Annotated in this window: 25 protein-coding genes; 12 read left to right on the forward strand and 13 right to left on the reverse strand. The window is 43.7% G+C overall.

All coding sequences use genetic code 11. From position 1 onward, the window contains the following. Window positions 1-6: 6 nt before the first annotated feature. Window positions 7-1,113: an alanine racemase gene (alr, locus tag ACYZZR_RS03345; RefSeq protein ID WP_461532577.1), complete on the reverse strand. Its 1,107-nt coding sequence runs from the start codon at window positions 1,111-1,113 to the stop codon at window positions 7-9. A gap of 67 nt (window positions 1,114-1,180) precedes the next feature. Then, entirely contained in the window at window positions 1,181-1,825 is a 645-nt protein-coding gene (locus ACYZZR_RS03350; RefSeq protein ID WP_461532578.1) for a thymidine kinase, read from the reverse strand. Between the two features lie 397 nt (window positions 1,826-2,222). Between ACYZZR_RS03350 and ACYZZR_RS03355 the strand changes: the two genes are divergently transcribed. Both ACYZZR_RS03355 and rsmI read left to right on the forward strand, forming a co-directional pair. Continuing rightward, on the forward strand, window positions 2,223-2,900 hold the full coding sequence (locus ACYZZR_RS03355; RefSeq protein ID WP_461532579.1) for a hypothetical protein: 678 nt from the start codon (window positions 2,223-2,225) through the stop codon (window positions 2,898-2,900). Window positions 2,901-2,905: 5 nt separating this feature from the next. After that, window positions 2,906-3,580 carry a 16S rRNA (cytidine(1402)-2'-O)-methyltransferase gene (gene rsmI, locus ACYZZR_RS03360; RefSeq protein WP_461532580.1) on the forward strand — a complete coding sequence of 225 codons (675 nt, stop codon included), beginning with the start codon at window positions 2,906-2,908 and terminating at the stop codon, window positions 3,578-3,580. Between the two features lie 30 nt (window positions 3,581-3,610). Here rsmI and ACYZZR_RS03365 read toward each other — a convergent pair whose 3' ends face one another. Further along, window positions 3,611-4,093 (reverse strand): GNAT family N-acetyltransferase, encoded by a 483-nt coding sequence (locus ACYZZR_RS03365; RefSeq protein ID WP_461532581.1) that lies wholly within the window; start codon window positions 4,091-4,093, stop codon window positions 3,611-3,613. A gap of 255 nt (window positions 4,094-4,348) precedes the next feature. Further along, entirely contained in the window at window positions 4,349-4,732 is a 384-nt protein-coding gene (locus ACYZZR_RS03370) for a VOC family protein (RefSeq protein ID WP_461532582.1), read from the reverse strand. A 19-nt stretch (window positions 4,733-4,751) separates the two neighbouring features. Between ACYZZR_RS03370 and ACYZZR_RS03375 the strand changes: the two genes are divergently transcribed. Both ACYZZR_RS03375 and ACYZZR_RS03380 read left to right on the forward strand, forming a co-directional pair. Further along, the gene (locus ACYZZR_RS03375) at window positions 4,752-6,182 is read left to right on the forward strand and encodes an MATE family efflux transporter (RefSeq protein ID WP_461532583.1); all 1,431 of its coding nucleotides are present in this window, start codon (window positions 4,752-4,754) and stop codon (window positions 6,180-6,182) included. A gap of 82 nt (window positions 6,183-6,264) precedes the next feature. Further along, window positions 6,265-7,032, forward strand: coding sequence for an enoyl-CoA hydratase/isomerase family protein (locus ACYZZR_RS03380; protein WP_461532584.1), 768 nt, complete (start codon window positions 6,265-6,267; stop codon window positions 7,030-7,032). 75 nt (window positions 7,033-7,107) lie between these two features. Here ACYZZR_RS03380 and ACYZZR_RS03385 read toward each other — a convergent pair whose 3' ends face one another. From ACYZZR_RS03385 to recA, 4 genes are all read right to left on the reverse strand, one after another. Beyond that, window positions 7,108-8,550: a hypothetical protein gene (locus ACYZZR_RS03385; protein ID WP_461532585.1), complete on the reverse strand. Its 1,443-nt coding sequence runs from the start codon at window positions 8,548-8,550 to the stop codon at window positions 7,108-7,110. 4 nt (window positions 8,551-8,554) lie between these two features. Beyond that, complete coding sequence (locus tag ACYZZR_RS03390; protein WP_461532586.1) at window positions 8,555-9,094, reverse strand: RNA polymerase sigma factor; 540 nt, start codon at window positions 9,092-9,094, stop codon at window positions 8,555-8,557. A gap of 77 nt (window positions 9,095-9,171) precedes the next feature. Beyond that, window positions 9,172-9,648 (reverse strand): hypothetical protein, encoded by a 477-nt coding sequence (locus ACYZZR_RS03395; protein WP_461532587.1) that lies wholly within the window; start codon window positions 9,646-9,648, stop codon window positions 9,172-9,174. Window positions 9,649-9,890: 242 nt separating this feature from the next. Further along, a complete protein-coding gene (gene recA, locus ACYZZR_RS03400) occupies window positions 9,891-10,895 on the reverse strand; it encodes a recombinase RecA (RefSeq protein WP_461532588.1) in 1,005 nt (334 codons plus the stop codon). 207 nt (window positions 10,896-11,102) lie between these two features. On the opposite strand from recA, the gene trhO reads away from it, so the two are divergent. From trhO to ACYZZR_RS03430, 6 genes are all read left to right on the forward strand, one after another. Continuing rightward, a complete protein-coding gene (gene trhO / locus ACYZZR_RS03405; RefSeq protein WP_461532589.1) occupies window positions 11,103-12,134 on the forward strand; it encodes an oxygen-dependent tRNA uridine(34) hydroxylase TrhO in 1,032 nt (343 codons plus the stop codon). 200 nt (window positions 12,135-12,334) lie between these two features. Then, window positions 12,335-13,510 carry a PSP1 domain-containing protein gene (locus tag ACYZZR_RS03410; RefSeq protein ID WP_461532590.1) on the forward strand — a complete coding sequence of 392 codons (1,176 nt, stop codon included), beginning with the start codon at window positions 12,335-12,337 and terminating at the stop codon, window positions 13,508-13,510. A gap of 52 nt (window positions 13,511-13,562) precedes the next feature. Beyond that, complete coding sequence (locus ACYZZR_RS03415) at window positions 13,563-14,051, forward strand: gliding motility lipoprotein GldH (protein ID WP_461532591.1); 489 nt, start codon at window positions 13,563-13,565, stop codon at window positions 14,049-14,051. Between the two features lie 82 nt (window positions 14,052-14,133). Then, window positions 14,134-16,458, forward strand: coding sequence for a penicillin-binding protein 1A (locus tag ACYZZR_RS03420; RefSeq protein ID WP_461532592.1), 2,325 nt, complete (start codon window positions 14,134-14,136; stop codon window positions 16,456-16,458). 76 nt (window positions 16,459-16,534) lie between these two features. Beyond that, a complete protein-coding gene (locus ACYZZR_RS03425; RefSeq protein ID WP_461532593.1) occupies window positions 16,535-17,239 on the forward strand; it encodes a CoA transferase subunit A in 705 nt (234 codons plus the stop codon). A 17-nt stretch (window positions 17,240-17,256) separates the two neighbouring features. Further along, window positions 17,257-17,913, forward strand: coding sequence for a CoA transferase subunit B (locus ACYZZR_RS03430; RefSeq protein WP_461532594.1), 657 nt, complete (start codon window positions 17,257-17,259; stop codon window positions 17,911-17,913). 12 nt (window positions 17,914-17,925) lie between these two features. Here ACYZZR_RS03430 and radA read toward each other — a convergent pair whose 3' ends face one another. From radA to panC, 5 genes are all read right to left on the reverse strand, one after another. Beyond that, complete coding sequence (gene radA, locus ACYZZR_RS03435; protein ID WP_461532595.1) at window positions 17,926-19,290, reverse strand: DNA repair protein RadA; 1,365 nt, start codon at window positions 19,288-19,290, stop codon at window positions 17,926-17,928. Between the two features lie 74 nt (window positions 19,291-19,364). Beyond that, a complete protein-coding gene (locus ACYZZR_RS03440; RefSeq protein ID WP_461532596.1) occupies window positions 19,365-20,498 on the reverse strand; it encodes an alpha/beta hydrolase in 1,134 nt (377 codons plus the stop codon). Window positions 20,499-20,718: 220 nt separating this feature from the next. Beyond that, entirely contained in the window at window positions 20,719-21,684 is a 966-nt protein-coding gene (locus ACYZZR_RS03445) for a lysylphosphatidylglycerol synthase transmembrane domain-containing protein (RefSeq protein WP_461532597.1), read from the reverse strand. Between the two features lie 82 nt (window positions 21,685-21,766). Further along, window positions 21,767-22,117, reverse strand: a complete 351-nt coding sequence (gene panD / locus ACYZZR_RS03450; protein WP_461532598.1) for an aspartate 1-decarboxylase — start codon at window positions 22,115-22,117, stop codon at window positions 21,767-21,769. Window positions 22,118-22,190: 73 nt separating this feature from the next. Continuing rightward, complete coding sequence (gene panC / locus ACYZZR_RS03455) at window positions 22,191-23,039, reverse strand: pantoate--beta-alanine ligase (RefSeq protein WP_461532599.1); 849 nt, start codon at window positions 23,037-23,039, stop codon at window positions 22,191-22,193. 323 nt (window positions 23,040-23,362) lie between these two features. Here panC and ACYZZR_RS03460 point away from each other — a divergent pair, with 323 nt between their 5' ends. Together ACYZZR_RS03460 and ACYZZR_RS03465 are read left to right on the forward strand one after the other, a co-directional pair. Further along, window positions 23,363-24,172, forward strand: a complete 810-nt coding sequence (locus ACYZZR_RS03460; protein ID WP_461532600.1) for a glycogen/starch synthase — start codon at window positions 23,363-23,365, stop codon at window positions 24,170-24,172. A gap of 99 nt (window positions 24,173-24,271) precedes the next feature. Continuing rightward, window positions 24,272-25,921, forward strand: coding sequence for a DUF4270 domain-containing protein (locus ACYZZR_RS03465; protein ID WP_461532601.1), 1,650 nt, complete (start codon window positions 24,272-24,274; stop codon window positions 25,919-25,921). Window positions 25,922-25,949: the final 28 nt, after the last annotated feature.

Here is a 25,949-nt window from a genome sequence, read left to right on the forward strand (position 1 = left end):
ACTGCTCTATCGCTTGTAAACCCTTTTCACTCTTCGAGAGATTGCCGTGATGAGTTCGTAGGAAATAGTCCCTGCCGAGGCAGCTAGTTCTTCTGCAGAATGGTTTTTTCCGAAGATAATGACTTCGTCACCTTCGCGGCAATCTATATCCGTCACATCTATCATCAACATATCCATACAAACATTACCTAGTATCGGGGCAACTTGCCCGTTTACTAAAACGGAGCTTTTTCCTTTTCCGTATTGTCTTCCTATACCGTCGGCATGCCCGATGGGGAGGGTGGCTGTTACAGTGGTTTTTTCAGCTATAAATCCGCGGTTGTACCCCAGGCTTTGTCCTTTTTCGAGCCGATGTAACTGTGATATTACCGATTTGAGGCTGCCTACGGGCTGCAATTGTGTACTGTATTCCGGGCTGTTGCCGTAGCCGTAAAGACCGATGCCGCTTCGAACCATGTCGAAATGTGCTTCGGGATAGCAAAGTATCCCGGAAGTATTGCATTGGTGGAGTAAGGGGCGAAAGCCTGCAAGACTTTCGAAACGCTCGGCTATCTGTTTGAAATCCGATATTTGCGAGCGTGAAAAATCGAGCTCCTTCGGATCCTCAGAAGCTGCGAGATGGGAAAACAGAGAGACTGGTTTTACAGCTGTATGCTGTTTGATAAATGCGACGACCTTCTCCACATCGCCAGAGTCGAAGCCCAGGCGGTTGAGTCCAGTATTGAATTTGAGATGTACGGGATACTCGTGCAAACCTCTGATTTCTGCGACGGAGGCAAACCGCTGTAAAACACCTTTAGAATAGAGAGAAGGTTCCAATTTATACCTCAGTATGTCTTCAAAATGAGTGGGTTGAGGGTGTAATACTATAACAGGAGCCTGAACTCCTGCCTCTCGGAGTTCGATGCCTTCACCGGTGTAGGCAACCGCAAAATAGTCGACCCCGAGTTCTTCCAGAAAAAGAGCTGTGGTTGGAGCACCGTGACCGTAGGCGTATGCTTTGACTACTGCGAGAAACTTTGTCCCGGGCTGTAATTTCGACCTCAGATATTCAAAGTTGTGACGAAGTGCATTGAGGTCGACTTCGAAAACCGTTTCTGTCACTTTTGACATAGATTTCAATATAGGTGTACACTGTATTTTGGCGGTGTGATCGGATTGGTTAAATTGATGTGCTACTTCAGGTTTTTTCGGACTTAAATTCCGAAATATCCTCAGAGTCTTTTACGTCGATATCTCTGACTTTTTCACTGAGCATCGCTCTGTAAAAAGCTCCCCTGCTGAGGGGTTCGTATTCTTCGGTTTCTCCGAGGAGTACTAGTTTGTCGTCGTCAGTTTTTCGAAAACTGTAATGTGCTAGGTTTCCGGTTCGGGTGCATATAGCGTGAACTTTGGTGACGTACTCTGCAGTGGCCATGAGGGCCGGCATGGGGCCGAAAGGGTTGCCCTTAAAGTCCATGTCCAATCCGGCTACAATAACGCGTATTCCCTTATTGGCTAAATCATTGCATACCGAAACAATTTCATCGTCAAAGAACTGAGCCTCGTCTATGCCCACCACATCACAACCGTCGGCCAATAGGCGGATATTTGCAGCTGCTGGTACTGGCGTAGAACGAATTTCGTTGGCATCGTGAGAAACGACCATTTCTTCACTGTGGCGCGTGTCGACAGAAGGTTTGAATATCTCCACTTTCTGGCGGGCTATACGCGCGCGGCGCAATCGGCGAATCAGCTCTTCAGTCTTACCGGAAAACATGGAGCCACAGATAACTTCTATCCAGCCGAATTGTTCTTTATGATTAACTGTATTTTCGAGAAACATTTTGTAATTTTCACCCTTGTTTGCCTCTATCCGAACATTGTGGTTGCCCGAAAGATTTCCGTAGTCTGTATCTTTACAAAGCTAAGGAAAAAACACGATGCCCACAGCGTATGGATCGCTCTTTTTTGAAGACGTGTTAGCTTGTTTCAACCCTGTTTTAGAGGTGTCTTTACAATTTTTTTGAATGATGTGATTTACAGAGAGGTCATGTCAATACAAGGGAGAAGCCATAGTGCGGTATTGGAAAAACGATCGGAAAGATTATTGTTATAATAATACTAATATATTTGTATCTCTAATAGGAATAACCTATCTTTTGGAGGTCAAAAATGCAGACTTGTTTTTTTGGGTAACACTAGAGAGAACAAGGCTGTAATAATTATTAAAACAAAAAGCGATGAAAAAGAAACTGGAGTCTGAACTTGTGAGTATTGCGCAAGATATTCTGAAGATGCAAGGACGTGAAGACCTTACGAGTCTTCAGGCAAAGGCTAGGAAAATGTATGAGAAACTCACCTTGCTACAGTTTGTGGAGCAACACTTTGGTGAGATGCTACCTGCGACTGGAAAGAGCGAGGCGCTTCTGAAATTTGAACAACTCGCCGGAGCGGTGATCGATGAAAACAGAAGAGTGCCGGAAAATAACCCACATAGCGAAGACATCATCATTCCCGCTATGGATACTATAAAAGATATGGTGGCAGAAATGCCGGAACAAGAAACGCTTGACGATATACTGGCCGGGATATTGCCTGAACCTGTTTTTGAGCGAAGAACGGAAGAGAAGAAAATATCTTCTACTGAAACAATTGAGTTTCGTTCTAAGTCTCTTAACGACAGGCTTAGAGAAGGTGTTGGGATAGGGCTTAACGACAAACTAGCCTTTATAAAACACCTCTTTAACGACAGTACGGAAGATTACAACCGGGTAATGTCGCAAATCAATACCATAGATAGCGAAGAAGAGGCCAAAAGGTTTATTGCTCATATGATAAAACCCGATTACAACAATTGGAAAGGTAAGGAACAGTATGAAGAGCGGTTTATAAGCCTACTGGAAAAGAAATACAACTGAGTTCCATGTCTAAACTCTATATTGTGCCTACACCGATAGGTAATCTTGACGATATGACCTTTCGGGCGGTGAAGGTGCTTGGGGAAGTAGATACTATACTCGCAGAAGATACCCGAACGAGTAGTAAGCTTCTCAAGCATTTTGACATAGATACTCCTCTGCAGAGTCATCATATGTACAATGAACACAAGACGGTGACTTCTGTAGTAAGACGTATAGCTGGCGGAGAGACCATAGCGCTTATATCTGATGCCGGTACTCCCGCTATATCAGATCCAGGTTTTTTGCTTACCCGAGCTTGTGTAGAAGCGGGAATAAGGGTAGAATGTCTCCCCGGAGCTACCGCTTTTGTACCGGCTTTGGTAAATAGTGGACTGCCCAACGATAGGTTTGTTTTTGAAGGATTTCTGCCAGTTAAGAAAGGTAGGCAAACTCGTCTTAAGGCTTTGGTCGCTGAGCAGAGAACAATGATTTTTTATGAATCTCCCTATAAATTGGTGAAAACCCTGGGCGATTTTGTATTGTATTTCGGAGAAGACAGACCCGTTTCCGTGTCGAGGGAGTTGACCAAGATTTACGAAGAAACCATAAGAGGTACCGCAGCGGAAGTATTGGCACACTATACCCAAAATCCGCCTAAAGGAGAGATTGTGATCGCAGTAGGTGGAACAAAGGGATAAATTTTAGTCGCAATAGTAGCCGCTTTAGGATCAGAGGCGGAGTTCCATCTTCATATTCACCCTTTCATAAGCCAAATCTTCATCTAGATCTACCGCTTTAAACCCCGAGCTGATATAAAGGTTCATCGCGGGTGTCAATTTGGTGTTGGTCTGGAGCACCAGTCTTTTTTTACCTTGTCGCAATGCGTAGTCTATTGCGCGAAGTATAAGTCGCCGGCCTATTTTATGACCTTTGTGGTGTTCTGAAACTGCTATTTTTGTCAGTTCGTAAGTGTCTTGATCTATGGGGAGCAGTGCAGCTGTACCCACTACTTCATCACCCTTAATGGCAAGTAATATCTGTCCGCCGGGATTTATGATTTTTTCCAAAGGATTGTCCAAAATCTCGTGATCGTGAGCCTCTACCTTAAAATATTTATTTACCCAAGCGTAGTTAAGATCGGCAAATGCAGAGGCGTATTCCGGCTTAAATGTGATGATATCGACGTATTCCGAGGTGGCATTGGTACTCATGCTGTAGCTGTAATTTTAATATTGAGGATGCTGTGACAGATGTCGTTAACAGGACTGTAAGCCTGTTGTGTTGTACACAAATTACGAGGCCGTAAATTTAGATAAAATGCAAATTGATAATTGTTATTTTTATGTGAATTTTACCCTTGCTCCCACAGCCTAAATCCTGAAACAGGATTAAAGGGATAGTAACACTGTGGGAGTTAAAAAATTGACCAAAAGGAAACAAGAGGTGTTTTTTGAGCATAAACGGGATTAGCTTATTGTACTAATCCACCAAGTGTTCCCAAAAGGATCTTTAAATCCTGCGCTTCGGATGTGGTCGTCTTCGTCTATGGGAAGCATCAGTGATTCCGCTCCCGCATCAAGAGCTTCGTAATAGGTCTTGTCGGTGTCTTGAACGTAGATATAAAGACAAGCAGTTCCGGGATTTCCCGAATCTTGACTTTCTGCAATCAACAGTGTACAGTCTCCTATTTTAAGTTCGGAATGTTGGATTTTCCGCTGGCGGTTCAGAAGTCGCATCATTTCCTGTCCGTTGAAAATCTTCCTGATAAAATCGATCAGTTCATCTGCGTTTGTGGCCGTGAGGTATGGCATTACCTGTTGATGCCCGGCCATAATTTTCATTCGTTTCATCAAATTGCTGTTAGTTTTTATGACAACGCAGTTTTTCCACTTTATATTTTACCGCCTTTCTGTGTTGAGGAGAAAATCTTATAACTTTGTAGGTTTAACCGCTTCAAGCATACCGATAGTGGAAAAGAATAAAGTGTCGTTTCGGGAGATTAACAACTTGGCAATTCCGGCAATAATAGCCGGTATCGCCGAACCTCTTATTTCCCTTACCGACATAGCCATTATAGGACATGTAGATGAACATCCTGTAGAGGCCCTTGCTGCAGCGGGGATTGTAGGATCTTTTCTCTCGGCGATTACATGGATAGTAGCACAGACCAAAACTGCCATATCGGCTATAGTTTCCCGCCACCTAGGGGAAGGAAGGCTAAACGCTGTAAAAACCCTGGTGCCTCAAGCTATCCTCTTCAATTTTTTGCTGAGTGTGCTCATCCTGTTGTTAACTTCTTTTTTTTCCGGATTTATTTTTAGAGCCTACAATGCCGATGGACTTATACTTCAATATTGTACGGACTACTACAGTATCAGGGTGTTGGGTTACCCCTTAACCTTGGTTACATTTGCCATTTTCGGAGTCTTTAGGGGTTTACAGAATACCTGGTGGGCTATGTTGGCCAGTCTTGTCGGTCTCGGATTAAATGTGGTATTGGATTATGTGCTGGTTTATGGAATAAGTGGACTACTGCCCGCTATGCATCTGAAAGGAGCTGCTTATGCCAGTTTGTGCTCTCAGTTGGTCATGCTTCTCATCGCCTTGTATTTTTACCATAGACGCACCCCTTTTTCTTTTAGACTGAGCACCAATGTCAATCCGCGTTTAAAAGGACTACTGTTGATGAGTTTTAATTTTTTTATCCGTGCAGCCGCCTTGAATATTGCTATTTATATGGCCAACACTTACGCCACTGGTTACGGTAAAAACTATATAGCGGCCCAGAGTATGCTGATGAATATCTGGTTGTTTTTCTCTTTTTTTGTAGATGGTTACGCCAATGCGGGAAATGCTATTTCCGGAAGACTTCTAGGGGCGAGAGATTACAGAGGATTGTGGTTTCTCAGCAAGGATATCTGTAAGTATGCTATAGCGATAGCCCTACTGCTGATGATGGTTTGTGGTGTTTTTTACGACTCCATAGGCCTGGTGTTTAACAAAGATCCTATGGTGCTCACGCTCTTTGGTTCGGTATTCTGGATAGTACTGCTGATGCAACCGCTCAATGCCATAGCCTTTATGTTCGACGGAATATTTAAAGGGCTCGGAGAAGCTGCTTATCTCAGAAATGTATTGCTCGCTGCAACCTTTCTCGGTTTTATTCCGGTACTGTTTATCACCGATATACTGCAGTGGAAACTTCACGGTATCTGGGCGGCCTTTACGGTTTGGATGTTTATACGAGGAGGAGCATTGGTGTTTAAGTTTCGCAGAAAATACCTCAGAGCTGTCGACTAATATTTGTATTTTAGCTATCGAAGCTCGGGAGAAATCTTTAGTATTCAGAGGCAACCACAAACTATAAACCACACATCACATCATGTCGACAGATCGTCTTAACGGTAGCTTGTATACCAAAATAGAAAACCACGTGGCCACTGTAGAATTCGGCCATCCTTCGAGTAATGCCTTTCCCCTTGAATTGCTGGAGCGCCTTCAGAAAGAGTTTGAGTTGCTTTCCAACAATGAGGAAGTATATGTTATTGTACTGAAGAGCGAAGGAGAAAAGGCTTTTTGCGCAGGTGCATCTTTTGACGAGTTGCTAGCCATAGGTAATAGGGAAGAAGGGACGAGGTTTTTTAATGGTTTTGCAGGAGTGATTAACGCTATGCGCAAATGTGATAAACCGATTGTAGGTAGAGTACAAGGCAAAGCTGTAGGGGGAGGAGTAGGGTTGATAGCAGCCTGCGACTATGTACTGGCTGTTGAGGCGGCAGCTGTAAAACTGTCTGAACTCACCATTGGTATAGGTCCTTTTGTCATTGCCCCGGCAGTAGAACGCAAGATGGGGAAAGCCGGATTGGCTGAACTCGCCCTTGCACCGGAACAGTGGATGAGTGCTTATCGAGCTAAAGACAAAGGACTGTATGCCAGGGTCTTCGACAAGATGAGCGAGTTAGATCGCGAACTGGATATTTATACTGCTAAACTGGCATCCTATAACCCGAAGGCTTTGAAAGAAATGAAAAAAACGCTTTGGGAAGGTACATCGCACTGGGATCAATTATTGTCTTCTAGGGCAGAAATTTCGGGCGAGCTGGTGCTCTCTGAATTTACCCGAAAAGCCTTGGAGAAATTCAGGAAATAGCAAAATAAAAAAGGCTGCCCTAAAGGACAACCTTTTTCAGTCTTCAACTGCGCTTTTTGAGTAAAGCTAACCTAACTAAAACCTAAAACTAAAACCTGTATATACTCCGAATGAATACGGACGGAAACCGCCGTTGTCACTAGAGAATGTGTTTAATTGATATTTGAACATGGGCTCTACTTGTAACCTGAGCTTGTCGGATAACAGGTAATCTACACCCAGCCCTACGTTGGTGCTGAAATTCACCTCGTTGATATTGTTGGCCTCTCCCAGTTTTGTAGCGAGATTGTCCGATTTCAACAGTATGGAATTATCGGTGAGGAAAAGAGAACTTATCCCTCCGATGACGTTGAGCCCAAACCGCTGATCGACAATCCGGTATTTTATTTCCATAGGGACCTCTATATACCCGAATTCCTGCTGCATATTGCCCTCTTGCGGAGTAAAAGTAGCAACCTCATTTCTCGCAGATAAAGGAGGGGCTTTAGAACCATTGCTATTAGACACCAAAGGAGCAGAGGCTACATCCGACTGCCTTGCGTAATTGACATTACTGAGAGCCTTGGCCTCAAAATTTGGACTGAAGGCGATGTCGTTGGTATTGTAGCCGTAGTTTACCCTGTTTATTCCAGTACGTAGACTCAGGCGATTATTAACCTCATATGCTACATTTATCCCATAGCTGATATTTACATTTCCCGACTTAGAGTTTCCAGCAAACTCAGGGTCTATAGGAGACCCTCCACTTACCGAATTGTAATATACCGGAGCTATATTAGGACTCAAACTCCATTTTTTGTCGCTTTTTTGAGAAGGATTACGGTCTTTGCTGTTTTCAAATTCTTCTTGCTCCATCTCGGCAACTGCTGCCAATAGCGATTTTTTAGAGGCTTCTTCCTCCTCGTTTTTTGTAGCTGCATTTCCAGACGTCTCTACCAGCTGTTGGTTTGTATTCTCCCGTTGAGACGTATGATCATACGTCTTTACTACTGCCATGGCGGTATCGTCCTGCGGCTTTACCTGTTGGTTAGCTTCATTTTTTGCTACTGCGATAGCGGTATCGTCCTGTGTAGCTGTATTGCCATGCGTCTCTAGCTGTTGGTTTGTGTTCTCCCGTTGAGACGTATGATCATACGTCTTTACTTCTGCGATGACGGTATTGTCCTGTTGAGACGCATGATCATGTGTCTGTTCTGTGACGACTGTATTATCCTGCGTCTCTAGCTGTATCTCCTTGTCCTGATCTGTTTCGTTTTGTTGAACGGTCCCGATTTTTTCTACGGGATCTTCAGGAATGTCGGAAGGGGAATCAAATAGACCGTTAAGCCCCAGTGAGAGTAGCAGTATTACGGCGGCGGCTACGCCTCCCAATTTCCACCACATGGCGACGGGTTTTCGGCGACTAGGTATTTTGTCTAACCTTGCTTCGATACTAGGCCATAAATCCTTTTCGGGAAAAGTTTCAAAGTCCTTGAATTTTTCCTGAAAAAGTCTGTCTATGTTCTTCTTATTGCTCATTTAATTATAGAGACGTCATTTTTTTATGCTGATCTTCTTCTATCATCCCTTTGAGTATACCTCTTGCTCTTGACAGGTTAGATTTGGATGTACCTTCGGAGACGCCCAGAAGCTCTGAAATTTCCTTGTGCGAATAGCCATCCAATACATACAGGTTGAACGTAAGCCGGTATTTGTCCGGTAATTGCTGTATGATACCCAGTAGGTAATCCAAGTCGATATCCTCGTCTTCGAGTACTACCTCCGTCTCATCTTCAATCTCATCCGATACCAGGCTAAAAACCTTTTCCTTTCGGTATTTTTGTAACACTGTGTTTATAGTAACCCGTCGCAACCATCCTTCAAAAGACCCCTTAAACCGGTACTGCTCTATTTTGTCAAAAATAGCCATAAAGCTATCCTGCAGATTATCTTCCGCCTCAACCTCGTTACGGGAGTACTTCAGGCAGGTGCTGTACAGCTTGCCTCCAAACAGTCGGTAGAGCTGTTCTTGTGCCTTTCGTTCCCGTTTTTTGCACCGGTGTATGAGTTCTTCTAAACTCACTTAATGAACTTGTTCGTTTTCGTTTTGGCTCTTATTTTAAAACTTTCGGGGAACAAATTCTGTCCCCCGAAAAGGGTTTATTCTTCTTCTTCCTGTTTTACCGGAACTACACGAGATATAAATTCGTCATTCCCATTACTATCTCTCCCTGTCCAAAACCGGAATTCGTATTCCAATGGACGAGGGTCAATAGTCGGGTCGATTTCGAATGGGCGGGTAATACCATTGTCCTTAACAAGGTCTATTGTTTTACAAGAATCATTACTGTTGTACTGTACCCTTGCTACTGCTACGAACGATACTACTCTTGTAGTGTCTGTCGAAGCTTCAATGTCTGGTCGCCCTTGATTACCTATATAGGTGTGGCACTCTGTAGGAATACTGTAGGAGAAGGCGATATCGTATTCTTTACCGACTTCCAGCATATCCGGAACACTGTCTATAGATACAGTGGGAATCGCTTCGTCGTAAAAATTTGCTCCATCATCACTCAGACATCCTGATACGGCTACCACTAGGGTTAATAAAACTGCTGCAATACTTACTTTTTTCATCGTCGTTTCTGTTTGTTAATTTTAATTGCTTTGTCGTTATTGTTTTGTTTAACAAAATGTTATGTGATGCCCTGTTTGGTTGTGCAACGTTTTTTCTTTGTTTTCTGATAGATACAGAAGATTGCAAAGGGTTGCGTGCGGCATAAAAAAATCCGTCCATTTTTTAATGGGACGGATTTTACACATAAATTTTTACCGATAGAAACGGATTAAACGACTGCAAAAAGTACTTGCAGCTGTACCTATTTAATAGCTGTAATCGCTTCCTTGATCTTGCTTTCCAACTCTTCCAGTAGTTCCGGGTTGTCTTCGAGTAGCAGTTTTACGGCATCTCTTCCCTGTCCCAGCTTGGTGTCGCCATAACTGAACCACGAACCACTCTTTTTGATGATTTCGTATTCTACACCGAGATCTAGAATCTCGCCCACTCTTGAAACACCTTCGCCGTACATAATGTCGAATTCGGTGGCTTTAAAAGGAGGGGCTACTTTGTTTTTGACCACTTTTACCTTGGTCTTGTTTCCGGTTACTTCTCCGTTGCTGTCCTTAATCTGGGTAGATCTCCTGATATCGAGACGTACGGAGGCGTAGAATTTAAGGGCATTACCGCCAGTGGTCGTTTCCGGATTGCCAAACATCACCCCGATTTTTTCCCGGAGCTGGTTGATAAATATCACGGTACACTTGGTCTTACTGATGCTCGCTGTGAGCTTGCGAAGAGCTTGCGACATCAAGCGCGCGTGCAATCCCATTTTAGAATCGCCCATTTCACCTTCGATCTCACTTTTAGGAGTAAGGGCAGCCACCGAATCGACAATAACGATATCGATGGCTCCCGAACGGATGAGGTTGTCGGCAATTTCCAGTGCCTGCTCTCCGTGATCGGGTTGTGAAATGATGAGGTTGTCTACATCTACGCCGAGTTTTTCTGCATAAAACCGGTCGAAAGCGTGTTCTGCATCTATAAAGGCAGCAATACCGCCTGCTTTTTGTGCCTCTGCAATGGCGTGAAGGGTAAGAGTGGTTTTTCCCGATGATTCCGGACCGTAAATCTCTATGACTCGACCCCGTGGATAACCGCCTACTCCCAGCGCAATATCCAGTCCGATAGAGCCGGTAGGTATCACCTCTACATCTTCGACCACATGGTCGCCCATTTTCATAACCGCCCCTTTTCCGTAGGTCTTGTCCAGCTTATCCAGTGTAAGCTTCAGGGCTTTAAGTTTTGCGTCTTTCTCTGAACTCATTAGTCGTTTTTTACAAAAAATAATTCGTGCTAAAATACCATTTCTTTTTTACAGAAGCAATGGAAATACCTGAAGAGATGTATGTGAAAATAGGTCTCAGATGAAAAAAGTGACTGCCATGCAGGCATTACTTGCCTTGTTAGGCCGGTAAAAAATGCTACTTTTGCCAAAAATTATCCTGATTCTTTAATCTTAAACACGTATAGCATGCAACTGTACAATACTTTAAGCGCCAAGGAGAGGGCAGCATTGATAGAACAGGCGGGAAAAGACCGACTGACGCTCTCCTTTTACAAATACCACCACATAAAAAATCCGCAACTGTTTCGCGACCACATGTTCCTGTCGTGGAATGAGATGGACGTCTTAGGGCGCATTTATATTGCCCGTGAGGGGATAAATGCACAGCTATCGGTGCCGGCCGAGAAGTTTTCAGACTTTAAGGAGCACCTAGATAGCATTAGTTTTTTGAAAAATGTAAGACTCAATATCGCTATCGAGCAGGACAATAAGTCTTTTTTAAAGCTCAAGGTAAAAGTGCGGCACAAGATTGTGGCCGACGGATTGGAAGACGACACTTTTGATGTGACCGACAAAGGGGTGCACGTCAATGCGGAGAAGTTTAACAAACTCCTCGACGATCCCGATACTATTCTCGTAGATATGCGAAATCACTACGAGAGTGAGATAGGTCATTTCAAAAATGCCATTACCCCCGACGTAGATACCTTTCGAGACTCCTTACCCATTATCGAAGACGATCTGAAAGAACACAAGGAAGACAAAAAGCTGGTGATGTATTGTACCGGAGGGATTCGCTGTGAAAAGGCCAGTGCTTATTTCAAACACCGCGGATTTAAAGAGGTGTACCAATTAGAGGGCGGAATCATCGAATACACCCGGCAGGTAGAGGCAAAGAAGTTGGAAAACAAGTTTATCGGTAAAAACTTTGTCTTCGACGAACGTAGGGCAGAGCGTATATCGGACGATGTTATCGCTCATTGCCATCAGTGTGGGAAACCCTGTGACACACATGTAAACTGCGCTAATGAAGGATGTCATTTACTATTCATACAGTGTGAAGAGTGTGCCGAAAAGATGAACGGATGTTGTTCTGAGTCTTGTATGGAAATCGTCGCCCTGCCTTATGAAGAGCAGAAAGCGCTGCGAAAAGGGAAATACAAGAGCAATAATATCTTCAAGAAAGGACGGTCTGAGGTGCTGAAATTCAAATCGTAGCACTTTGGAGAAAATCGAAGGGTATCGCTTTTTGTATAGGTGAAATAAGAAGGTAATGCCAAAAGAGTAATGCAAAAAATGTATCTTTACCCTTTGTAAGGTGAGGAATGCCTTGCCGATAAATTTAATTATGAACCCTTTTCTGTGTGTCGTCCGCCTGAGAATGGCGGCAGTCGTGCAGTTACAATATACAGGTAATTATGGGATGTAGCAGTTGTTCTACCGGAAAGGGAGGACAGCCACGGGGATGTAAGAACAATGGAACATGTGGTACCGATGGCTGTAATAAACTGACTGTTTTTGATTGGCTTTCCAATATGTCTCTTCCGGCAGGTCAGGAGCCTTTTGATTGCGTGGAAGTGCGTTTTAAAAATAGTCGTAAGGAATTTTTTAGAGATAGCGGAAAAATATCTCTTTCCATAGGTGATGTCGTCGCTACCGAAGCAGCTTCTGGTCACGATGTTGGGGTGGTTACCCTAACCGGAGAGCTCGTAAAGGTGCAGATGAAACGGAAAAAAGCGGATTGGAAAGATCCGGCACTGCCTAGAATATACCGCAAAGCTACACAGCGCGATATCGATATTTGGATAGGCGTAAGGGAGAAAGAAGAAGAGGTGAAAAAAAGATCTCGCGAGTTAGCTATAGCGCTTGGATTGCAGATGAAAATTTCTGACATAGAGTTTCAAGGTGACGGCTCCAAGGCCACTTTCTATTATACCGCTGAAGAGCGAGTAGACTTTAGGCAGCTCATCAAGGATATGGCTCGCGCTTTTAATGTGCGTATTGAAATGCGACAGATAGGCTTTAGGCAGGAGGCCTCCCGCCTCGGTGGAATAGGCTCCTGTGGTAGAGAACTGTGTTGCTCTACTTGGCTAACGGATTTTCGCTCTGTCAATACTTCCTCAGCGCGCTATCAGCAATTGTCGCTCAATCCGCAAAAACTGGCGGGACAGTGTGGAAAATTAAAATGCTGTCTCAATTACGAGCTCGACGCTTATCTCGACGCCTTGAGCGAATTTCCGAAAACCGATGTAAAGTTGTTTACAGCTAAAGGAAAGGCAGTTTGTCAGAAAATAGACATATTCAAAGGGTTTTTGTGGTATGCCTACGAAGACAACGGTGCTAACTGGCACAAACTGACCTTAGAGCAGGTAGGTGATATCATAGAGAAGAACAAGCGCAACATCAAGGTGGATAGTTTGGAAGAATACGCTTCAGAAATTGAGGAAGAAGATACTAAAAAAGTATTTGAAAACGTTGTAGGACAAGACAGTCTTACTCGATTCGATCAGCCTAAGAAAAAGAGAAAGAACAAGGGAAGAGGGAAGAACGCGAAAAAAAGAGTGCCTCGAAAGACGGCGAAAAAAAAGGAGTAGGGAAAGAGATGCCAAACATGCGAGACAGTAAAGGCAATTTAAATTCAAAGCCATGACGAATACAAGCAGACTACTATCGGTTGTGGGATGTGTGCTGATGTCGTCCTGTAATCGCACCTCTGGTGTGTATTCTGAATACAGCTCGCTGGATGAAGCATGGCTCAGAGGAGAGCAGCTGGAGTTTACCTTCCAAGCTCCCGATACCACGCAGGCTTACAATATGTTTGTCAATCTGAGAAACGACAATCGATATCCCTATAGCAACCTCTATCTTATCGTAAATCTCGATTTTCCCGACGGAAGGGTAATTGCCGACACCTTGGAATACGAAATGGCTAAACCTGACGGCACCTGGCTGGGACAGGGATTTACTGATCTCAAGGAAAACAAGCTGTGGTATAAAGAATCGGTGGTTTTTCCAATGTCGGGTACCTATGTTGTAAGTATAGAGCAGGCTATGAGAAAAGTGGGAGAAGAGGAAGGCTTGGAAGAACTGGAAGGGATTACTGATGTAGGCTTACAAATAGAAAAATCGAATTAAATACAATACAGAGTACCGCACGATATATGTAGTGCAAGGCTGTAAAGGGAGATAGTTAGATAATTTTGATATTCGGAATGCCATGGCAAAAAAACCTGTAAAGAAGAGCGAAACACAAGGTTTTGGAAAATACATAAAGTGGTTTTGGGCACTTTTTATAGGAGCGATTGCCCTCGTAGCTTTGGTGTTTCTATTAGCTTCTTGGGGTGCTTTTGGAACCATGCCTACCTTTGAAGTGCTAGAAAATCCACAGACCAATCTGGCCACCGAGATCATTTCTGCAGATGGCAAAACACTGGGTAAGTATTATCTCGACGACAACAGAACTCCGGTATCTTATGACGAGCTGCCTGAAGACTTGGTACATGCACTAGTGGCCACTGAAGACGAACGCTTTTACAATCACTCCGGTATAGATGCCCGAGGAACCTTGAGAGCTGTAGCTTTTTTAGGGAAAAAGGGAGGTGCCAGTACCATTACACAACAGCTGGCCAAACAGCTGTTTACAGAACGGGTTGCCAATAATATAGTGTCTAGGATACTCCAGAAGATAAAGGAGTGGGTCATCGCAATTCGGCTGGAACGACAATATACCAAAGACGAGATTATCACCATGTATTTTAATATATACGACTTTGGTTATAACGCAGATGGAATACGCTCTGCTTCGCGGACATATTTTGGAAAGGAACCACAGGAACTCAAAATTGAAGAGTCAGCGATGCTGGCCGGAATGTGTCAGAACTCTTCGCTTTTTAATCCTGTAAGACGTCTCGAACTCACACAAAAGAGAAGAAATGTTGTGCTCCGGCAAATGGCAAAAAACGAGTATATTACACAGGAAGAAAGAGATTCGTTGAGAGAGCTTCCTATAAAGCTCAACTTTTCGGCAGAGACTCATAAGCAGGGTTTGGCTACCTATTTCAGGATGTATCTTCAGAATTTTATGAAAGATTGGGCAAATGATCCCGAAAATCGCAAGCCCGACGGAGAGAAATACAATATCTATCTCGATGGCCTCAAGGTGTATACTACCATTGATTCACGTATGCAGCAATATGCGGAAGAGGCAGTTGCGGAACACATGAAAAAGCTACAGGCTGAATTTTTTCATCAAAACACTCCCCAAAGAAATAAAACAGCGCCGTTTTTAGGGCTGACCCAGGAGGAGATGGACGCTACCATGAAACGGGCCGTAAAACAGTCGGAGCGCTGGAGGAAGATGAAATACGATTTGAAAAAATCAGATGAAGAAATACTGGCTTCCTTTGAGAAAGAGACAGAGATGACCGTGTTTACCTGGGAAGGAGAGAAAGACACTGTTATGACGCCCATAGATTCTATACGCTATTACAAATTTTTCCTTCGAACAGGAATGATGTCTATGGAACCGCAGACAGGACATGTGCGCGCCTGGGTGGGAGGGATAAACTACAAGCACTTTCAGTACGACCAGGTAAGACAAGGAGCGAGACAGTCAGGCTCTACCTTTAAGCCTTTTGTGTATGCTACAGCTATAGACCAGTTGCGAATGTCGCCCTGTGAAAAATTGCCCGATGTGCAGCACTGTATCGAAGCGGGAAAATACGGCAATGTAGATCCTTGGTGTCCTAAAAACTCCAGTGGAAAGTACACCGGAAAGATGTTGACACTTAAGGAGGCACTGGCCAATTCGGTAAATACCATCACAGCTACATTGATCGATAAGGTAGGACCGGAACCGGTTACACAACTGGTGCGAAGCTTGGGTATAGAATCTGATATTCCCGCAGTTCCTTCCATAGCTCTAGGTACCCCCGATTTTACGGTTTATGAAATGGTCGGAGCCTATAGTACTTTTGCCAATCAAGGCGTTTATGTAAAGCCAGTTATGGTTACTCGTATCGAAGACAAGAACGGAACGGTGCTCTTTGAGTCGGTTCCGGAAACCAAGGATGTGATGAGTGAAGAGGTAGCCTATACCACTGTTAAACTTATGGAAGGAGTTACCGAATCTGGTTCTGGAGCTAGGTTACGTCACAAATGGGCCACAAACAATACGCTGTACAAAGAAATAATTACGGGCTATCCCTATGGTTTTACCAACCCTATTGCCGGAAAGACAGGAACTACTCAAAACCAGAGTGACGGATGGTTTATGGGGATGGTGCCCAACCTCGTAACTGGTGTATGGGTAGGAGGAGAAGACCGAGCTACACACTTTGCCAGCCTTACCTACGGGCAAGGAGCTAGTATGGCACTTCCTATATGGGGGTTGTATATGAAAAAGTGTTATGCCGACGAAGAACTCGGTGTGTCTAAAGAAGATTTTAGGGAGCCGGAGAATATGACCATAGAGATCGACTGTGACCAGTTTGAGGAGACCGAGACACCTGTAGATATAAACATCGACGAGATCGATTTTTAACACATCTTAAAAAAACACGCCCTTATCTCAGTGTTTATTGCTTTATTATTTGTATTTTTCTGCTAAAAATACGGAAATGATAAACAAAAGGGTAGCGTCGGTAGCCGAAGCCTTGCAGGGTATTGAGAACGGTATGACACTCATGCTGGGGGGCTTTGGGTTATGTGGAATCCCCGAAAACAGTATAGGTGAACTAGTGAGATTGGGTATCAAAGATCTTACTTGTATCTCCAACAATGCCGGGGTAGACGATTTTGGCTTGGGACTTTTACTGCACAAACGCCAAATCAAGAAAATGATTTCTTCCTATGTGGGTGAGAACGACGAATTTGAACGACAGATGCTCAACGGAGAGCTCGAGGTAGAGCTCACCCCTCAAGGTACACTCGCTGAAAAGTGTAGGGCAGCACAAGCCGGAATCCCTGCATTCTACACTCCTGCAGGATATGGTACCGAAGTGTCTGAAAATAAGGAAACCAGGGAGTTTAACGGAAAGATGTACGTATTAGAAGAGGCTTTTCAAGCCGATTTTGCAGTGGTAAAGGCTTGGAAGGGAGACGAAGCCGGTAACCTTGTTTTTAGGGGGACTGCCCGAAATTTTAACCCTTGTATGTGTGGCGCGGCACAGATTACCGTTGCCGAAGTGGAAGAACTCGTGCCGGCAGGAACACTGGATCCCAATACTATTCATATTCCCGGAATCTTTGTACAACGCATTTTTCAAGGGAAACACTACGAAAAAAGGATAGAGCAGAGAACCGTGAGAAATCGAGAGGATTAATTTTCAATACAGCTGTTATGTTGGACAAAAATGGTATTGCAAAACGCATAGCTAAAGAACTTAAAGACGGATATTACGTAAATCTGGGAATAGGAATACCCACATTGGTAGCCAATTATGTTCCAGAAGGTATAGACGTGGAGTTTCAGAGTGAGAACGGAGTGTTGGGGATGGGACCTTTTCCTTATGAAGGAGAAGAAGATCCCGATTATATCAATGCGGGTAAACAGACTATAACTACGCTTCCTGGAGCTTCTTTCTTCGATTCGGCCACCAGTTTCGGAATGATACGAGGAAAACACGTGCATCTCACCATTTTAGGAGCTATGGAAGTAGCTGAAAATGGAGATATAGCCAATTGGAAAATTCCAGGAAAGATGGTTAAGGGAATGGGGGGTGCCATGGATCTTGTGGCTTCTGCCGAGAATATTATAGTGGCTATGATGCACACCAATAGAGCTGGGCAATCGAAACTGCTTAAATCCTGTAGCCTGCCCCTCACAGGAGTGGGATGTGTAAAAAAAATAGTGACCGATATGGCTGTGTTGGAGGTGACTCCCGAGGGGTTTAAACTTCTAGAACGCGCACCGGGAGTGTCGGTAGAGGATATAGAAAATGCCACGGAAGGAAGGCTGGTAATTACAGGAGATATACCGGAAATGAACTTGTCATAACAGGGAAAATCATCATCCGAAAAGATCAGAAATAATATCTTCTATTCGCGCTACTCTGACTATTCGGATATTTCGATTTTCTGAGACAATTTTGTTTTGTGCGGAGATAAAAATTGTAGAGAAACCCAGTTTTTCTGCCTCCAGAACGCGCTGTTCTACCCGTTGTACGGGTCTTATTTCTCCTGCTAACCCTATTTCTGCGGCAAAACAGATGTCTTTTTCCACGGCGATATCTTCGTTGCTCGACAGTATGGCTGCTACTACAGCTAGGTCGAGAGCTGGGTCGTCTACAGAGATCCCACCGGTGATATTGAGAAATACATCTTTGGCTCCCAATCGAAATCCGGCTCTTTTCTCGAGCACAGCGAGAAGCATATTCAGTCGTTTTGCATTATATCCTGTAGTGCTGCGCTGAGGTGTGCCATAAACAGCGGTACTCACAAGAGCCTGTATCTCTATCATCAGGGGGCGCATTCCTTCGAGCGTAGCCGCTATTGCCGTGCCGCTGAGTGCTTCGTCACTTTGCGATATCAAAATTTCGGAAGGGTTGGACACCTCTCGTAATCCGTCGCTCTGCATTTCGTAAATGCCGAGTTCGGCTGTAGAGCCAAAACGGTTTTTGAGAGACCTCAGTATTCGGTACACATAATTCCTGTCGCCTTCAAACTGCAATACAGTATCTACCATGTGTTCCAGTATCTTCGGCCCCGCTATATTTCCATCCTTGGTAATATGCCCTATCAAAATCACGGGAGTTCCCGTTTCTTTGGCAAATTTTATCAATTCGGCAGTACATTCCCTGATTTGTGAAATACTCCCTGCCGCCGATTCAATATAGTCTGAATGTAGGGTTTGTATGGAGTCGACAATTAAAATGTCTGGAGATATATCTTGTATTTGCTTGAAGATATGCTGAGTCTTGGTTTCGGTCAAGATATAGCAGTGTTCGCTGTTGGGTACAATGCGCTCCGCTCTCATTTTTATCTGTGCTTGGCTTTCCTCTCCCGACACATACAGAGTTTTGTAGGGTAAGCGGAGTGCGATTTGCAGCAATAGTGTACTTTTTCCTATGCCGGGTTCGCCTCCCAACAACACTACCGATCCGGGAACAATACCACCGCCCAATACGCGGTCGAGTTCTGCGTTTCCCGAGCACATCCGGTGTTCTTCAAAGGCGGATATTTCGTCGATTTTGAGTGGCTTCGAAGCTTTTTTGCCCCCGTGTTGCTCCTGTGATTTCCAAGGGCTTTTTTCCTCTTTCTGAATCAGCTCTTCTACAATAGTATTCCACGATTTACAAGAGCTACACTGCCCTTGCCATTTGGCGTATTGAGTTCCGCAATGCTGACAGAAATAAGAGGTTTTTACTTTGGCCATATCATTTGTGTTGAGAAGGAGTTTGGCGGTCTAAATTAGGGATAATTTTCGTAATTATCCGGTATACAATCCGCTCAATTGGCCAGCTCTTCTATTCTTCTCATGATTAGATCTTTGTGGATAAAATCGATTTCTTTCATACCAAAAGCCTTTTTGTAGGTTCGGATTGCCTTTTTGATATCCCCGTTTTTTTCGGCATGTTCAGCTTCTATAAAATATCCGAGCATGGTATCCGGAAATTCTTTTTGTGCTAGCTTTCCGAGTTCTTGGAGAGAGTTGAGATCATTTTTTTGCAGAGCCGCTGCATAGATGGCCATAAAGTCGTTGAGGTTTATAGCTTTGTTGTAACCGAAAAGATTTACGGCATTTTCGTATTTCCTTTCGAGATAGTCGTATACCGGTTCTGTTGAGGTGAGAATCTCATTTTGGTATTCAGATGGAGAAATGGGGCGGTATACGGCAAATATGCGGTTTAGCGCCCGAGGGATAGCACTGGCCACAGCGGCGTAATCGTCGGCGTCTTCAAAACTGTCGAAGTAATAGTGAAAATGCTCGTTCTGTAATTCCCCTGCTGCGGTGTTGAGATCTTGAATACGGGCGATTTGTTTGTTGTTTCCTATATCGCCCGTGGCGAGGTAATAAAATACAGTGGTACCTATATCTGAAAGTCTTGTGGACAAGTGTTTTTCGATATTGGGAGCAAAGTCTGGCTGTACCGCGGCGTAGGCATTAAAAATAGGTTTTTCCTTAAAGATAAAATAGTTGATAAAATTGGCCGAAGCCTTGTGTCCAACAATCATTTTAAAATTGGCCAAGGCGTATTTCTCCTCTATAGAAGGCAGGAGTTCTATACCTATAAACTCGAAGAAATCGGCTCCTGTTCCTGAAGGGAAGCCACTTTCTGTATCGTAATTTCCATCTATAAGAGCTTGGGTGTTTGGTTGATCGATACCTACTATGATACTAGGGGGCATCTGCCCTTTTGAGGTGTAAAACTTGGCATTCGCAATGACGATGTCGAAGAGATATTCGGCATTCAACACCAGAATAAGTGGGTAGTGTTGTTCAGGATTGTAGTCTTCTGGAATGTATATCTTGACATTTCGCGTTTCTCCCAAATACTCCGAGTCGAAGGGGACTTCTCTTAGTTGTGCGTGGCTGCTCATGAGCGGAAACAGGCTCAGTATGTAAAAACATAACAGTCTCATAGGGTAGGTGTATTCGTTTTTGTACGTTACAGCATTTGCTTTTATGGGGAAGTCGCATGTCCTGAAAAGAGACACCGAAATACAACGGTCGAAGGCACTACTGCATAAATAGCCAAGTCCTTTTTTATGTTACGGAAGTTTGGTCGTTGAGTATAACAAATATAAAATTATTATCTCAAACCAAGAATATAGAAATCGCAAAAAGAGAATAAATACCAGATTAACGGTTCTTGTTGTATATGGGGAGCATCAGGAAAGACAGTGAGCCGAGAATGACAATTACGGCGGTTTGTGAAATCCATACGATCCATCCGAAGGAAGTGCCTATGGTGTAATCTATTCCGTAAAGAGCGATGGCTCCGGCGATGAGAAATGGGTAGGTACCAAAGCCACCGTTGGTAAAGGCGATGGTAAAAGAACCGACTACAAACAGCGATAAGGTTTGAGAAAAGCTGAGGTGTTGTGTTTCGGGAAAGGCAAAGATGCAGATGTAGAACATCAGTACATACATGGCCCAAATAAAAACGGTATGAAGTATAAAAGGCCATTTGCGCTTCATAGAAAGTATGCTGAATACCCCTTCTTTTAACCCGGACAAGAAGTGTTTTATCTTATGGCCAAGAGCCGATTTTGTGTTTTTGAGATACCAGTAGCAAACCAGAGCCAATATCAGGGCTACGCCTGCTGCGATGGCTATCTTTACAGGATTGATGTTGCCGGTATCTGCAAGTTCCCACAGCGTGTCAAATTGGAGGAAAAGTGCGGTAAAGAGTACACATACCGAAATAAAGAGATCTGCGATGCGTTCGGCTACAATGGTGCCAAAAGCCTTTTCGAAGGGAACCTTGTCATAACGTGTAGCTACAAGGGCGCGCGAAACCTCTCCGGAGCGCGGAATGGCAAAGTTGAGCAGGTAGCCAATACTCACTGCCATCATGCTGTTGGGTGTGCGTATCCTGTGTCCGAGAGGTTGCAGTAGATAATTCCATCTCAACGCTCGTGAAATATGACTGAAGGCTCCAAAAAACATGGATATCCAGATATAGGTATAATCCGCTTTTAGAAAGTTCTCCCTGAGCTGATCGAGCTGTTCGGGAGTAAATCTGGAGTAGGTATACCAGATAAGGAACAGGCCGAGTGCAAGTGGAAGTGCGATCTGGATGATTTTTGACAGCTTTTTTTTCACGCTTCGATGCCTGTTAATGCTTTGTAGATGACACTAATATTATTGGATAACCTTTGTAAACCAGCCCCATGTCGTCTTCTGCTTAGCCGATTGAATTGTTTTCAGTGTTGGGGAAAACGAGGGACGGTTGGAATTGTTTGGCCTTTTCAAAGTCCATCAAAGCGTAAGAGATGATAATAATGATATCTCCTTGTTGCACTTTTCTCGCTGCAGGTCCGTTAAGAGTTATTTCTCCACTACCTCTATTGCCTTTTATCACATAGGTTTCCAGACGTTCTCCATTGTTGATGTTTACAATCTGAACTTTTTCCCCCTCTATGATGTTGGCGGCTTCCATTAGGGCTTCATCTACGGTGATACTACCTATATAATTGAGGTTTGCACCGGTAACGGTAACCCTGTGAATCTTCGATTTTACTATTTGTATCTGCATAGTGCAAAGGTAATTATAAAATTGGGAGTATATACAGTGATTGTTAAGAGCAAAAATAGTTAAGGCTTGCCGTTTAGTTGAGAGCGATATTATCTATAAGCCTCACCTCATCGGCATACACAGCAATAAATGCTCGATATTTTTTGTCTTTTTCCTTGTGCAAGGCCGGCTCAAGAGTATTGGTGTCCGCAATTTCTACGTATTCCAGTTTGAATTCCGGATGCTCCTCAAATCGCTGTACAATTACCTCTTTTACGGCTTCGGGAGTTTGTATTTTAAAATTTTCACGAGCTTGTTGTAGTACCTCAAATATAAAACCGGCTTCTCTTCGCAGTTGTTCTGGTAGTCGTTTGTTTCGAGAACTCATGGCTAGTCCGTTCTCTTCCCTTTTTATTGGGCAGCCGTGTATTTGCACCGGAATATGGTGTTTTTCAACCATAGTTTTTACAATCAACAGCTGTTGGTAGTCTTTCTCTCCAAAATACGCATTGTCTGGTTTTACGATTTCAAAGAGCCGTTTGACAATGGTTCCTACCCCATCGAAATGTCCTTTTCTAAATTTTCCCTCCATCTGAAACTCCAAGCCGTCGAAGTCGAAATGGTCTGATCTGACCGTGTCGGAATAAACGTCTTCTACCTCTGGAGCAAAGATTAAAACATTCGGATTTTCGGCATATAGTTTTCGAGTGTCTTCTTCCAGACTTCTGGGGTATTTTTGCAGGTCGTCTTTGTTGTCGAACTGGGTGGGATTCACAAAAATACTGACTACGGTAATATCGTTTTCGCGGGCGGATTGCGCTACGAGAGATAGATGTCCTTCGTGAAGCGCTCCCATAGTCGGAACCAATCCGATAGTCCTACCTCTTTCTTTCTGCTGGGAAAGAAGGTTTTGTAATACATCTCTTTGATGGTATACTGCCATAAGGGGATAAATTAGTAACCCGCAAAACTATGTGTTTTTGTCGAATTATGTATTGCAAATATCATATTTTAGCTCGAGCTGGGTTTTGGACAAATGGCTACTTCTGAGGCGCGAACCTTTTGGATGACGGGTTGTAAAAGGCTTGGAGACTGAAAGATCGGGGATTGTGGCTTTGTGAAGGGGAAGTGCGCGTTTGTTCAGAATAGGGCGGGTAAGAATGAGTGCGTTAGGTATATTTTTTGTATTTTTGCATGCTTTGAGGGTTTTTTGAAAAGAACAATTAGTTTCTTTTATCAAAGTTTTATTGTAAATACAACGAATTTATGACTGACAAAAAAGTGTTATTTGTCGCCTCCGAAATGATTCCTTATCTGCCGGAGAATGAAGTTTCATCCCTGGCTTATGAGAACCCGAGGATGGTTAATGACAGAGGAGGACAAATACGAATTTTTATGCCTCGTTTCGGTAATATAAACGAGAGAAGACATCAGCTTCACGAAGTGATACGCCTTTCTGGTATGAATTTGATTATTAACGATATGGATATGCCGTTGATCATAAAGGTGGCTTCCATCCCCAAAGAGCGTATTCAGGTTTACTTTATTGACAATGAGGAGTATTTTAAGAGGAAAGCTACTTTCTCAGACGAAGATGGAAATCTTTTTCCCGACAATGACGAGAGAGCGATATTCTTTGCCAAAGGCGTTGTAGAGACAGTAAAAAAACTCAATTGGTCGCCAGATATTATTCACGTACACGGCTGGATGGCTTCAATGCTTCCGTTGTATCTCAGAAAGTATTACGCCGACGAGCCCCTGTTTGCCGACAGCAAGATAGTGACCTCGGTATACGATAAGAATTTTGAGGGAACGCTAGACAAGGGAATGTTAGACAAGGTGAAGTTTGACGGTATAGCGGAAAGCGAAGTAAAAGCGCTGTCAGATCCGGATTATTCTGGAATTATGAAAGTCGCCATAGACAATTCTGACGCTGTGATTGTGGCTTCCGAAAGCATTCCTGAAAATCTACAGGAATACTTGGAAAATGTGGACAAACCGGTATTGCCATTTGTTCCCATATACGAATTTGAAGATGCGTATAAAGAGTTCTACGAAACAAAGGTTTTAGGTTAAATCAAGAAATTTGCGATTGATGTCATTGCTTGTGAGTCTTTTACACAAATAGAGATTGCCAAAGAGTGAGCACAGTTGCAGTTTCGAAAAAAAAACAGAATGAGGAAAGTGTATTTTCGGTTATGCGGAGTAGCGTTACTGCTTTTGAACAGCGGCGTTTTTTTGACGTCCTGTAGCGATGATGTAAACACTATCGGTACGGGTATTATTGGCGATGGTAATTTTGAGACCGAAAAAGCCGATTTTGAAGTATATGCTTACAACCGGAAACTGAATGGAGTGCAGACCAATGGCCTGCCTCTTTACCAACTCGGAACGTACAATGACCCTATTTACGGCAAGACCGAAGCGAGTATCATCTCACAATTGGGAATGCCCAACACTACGGTTTTTGGAACCTCGGGAGGAGATAATGAGAGGGTAAAAACGGTATACCTCCACATTCCCTTTTTTAGTAAGGTCAAAGAAGGAGAAGAGGAAGTCAACGAAAGTGGAACTCCAGTGGCTCGACAGTTCGAAATCGATTCTGTTTACGGAAATAAGACCGCCACGTTTAAACTCAAGGTAGAAGAGTTTACTTACTACCTGAGAGATCTCGATCCGGATAACGATTTCGACCAACAGGAGTATTTTTCCAATAATGAAGAGTTGTCGTCTCATGTAGGAATGGTGCTTCTAGACGACGAAACAACTATAAACGACAGGGAAATTCTGATTAGAAAAGAAGACGACCCGGAAACCGACGAAGATGAGGCGGAAGAAGTAGAGGAAAGACTTAGTCCCAGGATAAGAATGGAGCTGAATCCGGATTTTTTCCAACAGATACTGGACAATGAAGGAGGAGATGTATTTGCTACCAGAAGTAATTTTCAGGAGTTTATCAAAGGACTTCGCTTTTCTATAAGTGAGTCTTCTAGCGATATTCTAATGCTGTTGGATTGGAATAATGCTTATATAGAGGTGGTGTATGCTTATGAGAGCAAAGGTAGCTCGGAGGGGAGTGCTACTGAAGAAGAGGAAGATTCCTTTACTATGAGCCTTGCTGCCTTTTCGGTGAGCTCAGCGAATGGTGTACGGGCTAAGGTCAACAATGTGATCAATATAATGCAAAACGATCCTTACCCTGCAGAAATAGCCGATCAGTTCGACACTGGTGTCAACGCCTCCAACCTATACCTCAAAGGAGGAGCGGGAACTGTAGTAGAGCTGAGTCTTTTTGACGAAGATAGAGAAGGGGAGACACTGGCAAATATCCGAGAAAAACACTGGGTTATAAACGATGCGAGCCTCACTTTTTACGTAGATAGAGAAAAGCTGGATGCCTATCATGTAGGTGAAGAACCTTCAAGGGTATATGTCTACAATTTAGAGAACAATAAGGTACTGGCAGATGTAGAACTGGACTACAGTACTAACCCCGACAAAAATCTCTCCAAATTGATATACGGCGGTGTATTGGAAGAAGAGGACGACAGGGGAATAAAATACAGAATAAGACTTACAGAGCATATAGATCGGGTGGTGAACAAAGATTCTACCAATGTGAGGCTGGGGCTCGCGCTTACCTCAGACATCAACAGCACTGTAAATGTCTCTGCGCAAGACAAGGATGGGGAAACTTCTCTTCATATACCAGAATCAGCTGTGATTACCCCTCTGAGCACCATACTGTACGGCAACGATGTAGAAGACGAATCGCAACGAGACAAGCGATTAAAGCTTGAGATATATTACACCGAAATAGATTGATAGACTGCCCCCGGGAAATCCCAAAGGG

The sequence above is a fragment of the Sinomicrobium sp. genome (assembly GCA_029266035.1).
GTDB lineage: Bacteria > Bacteroidota > Bacteroidia > Flavobacteriales > Flavobacteriaceae > Sinomicrobium.